The 538-nt window shown below is 72.5% G+C and carries 1 protein-coding gene; it reads right to left on the reverse strand.

The features are described 5' to 3' along the window. On the reverse strand, positions 1–538 hold a 538-nt coding region (locus AC1DU6_RS35555), incomplete at both ends, for a DUF748 domain-containing protein (protein ID WP_477863316.1).

Raw genomic sequence — 538 nt, forward strand, 5'->3', positions numbered from 1 at the left:
GGCATAGGCGTCTTCGAGCAGCGCGTCCTTCACGGCCAGGCGTGGCGGCGCGCCCGGCGCCAGGGCGAGCTTGAGGCCGTCGAGCTGCAGTGCCTGCCAGCTCAGCAGGTCTTCGCCGACGACGCGCAGGCCCTCGACGACGCGGGTCTGCAGCAGCGCCAGCGGCCCGACGCGCACGTCGCCGCCTACGTTGGCCGTCCAGGCGCCGCCGGCCTGCTGGGCGGTGACTTCGGCCTTCAGCCCCAGCTCAGCGCGCTGCAGATGCAGTCCCCAGGCCGGGTCGAGGTAGGCGTTGAGAAGATGCAGCGGCAGGGCCTTGGCCTGAAGGCTGCCGCTGGCCGAGAGCGGCGCAATACCGACACGGCCGCTCCACTGCAGGCTGCCGGCGCTGGCGGCGATGGGCTGATCATTCGCGCCGAGGGCCGCGAGTTGGGTGGTGATCTGCACCTGCACGGGCGTTGTGGCGGGCCAGCTCAGAGCGCCGAGCTGCAGGCGCAGCGGCTCAAGCGTAAAGCCTACGGGCGCGACACCTGCGGGC

The organism is Roseateles sp. P5_B10, assembly GCF_056400485.1.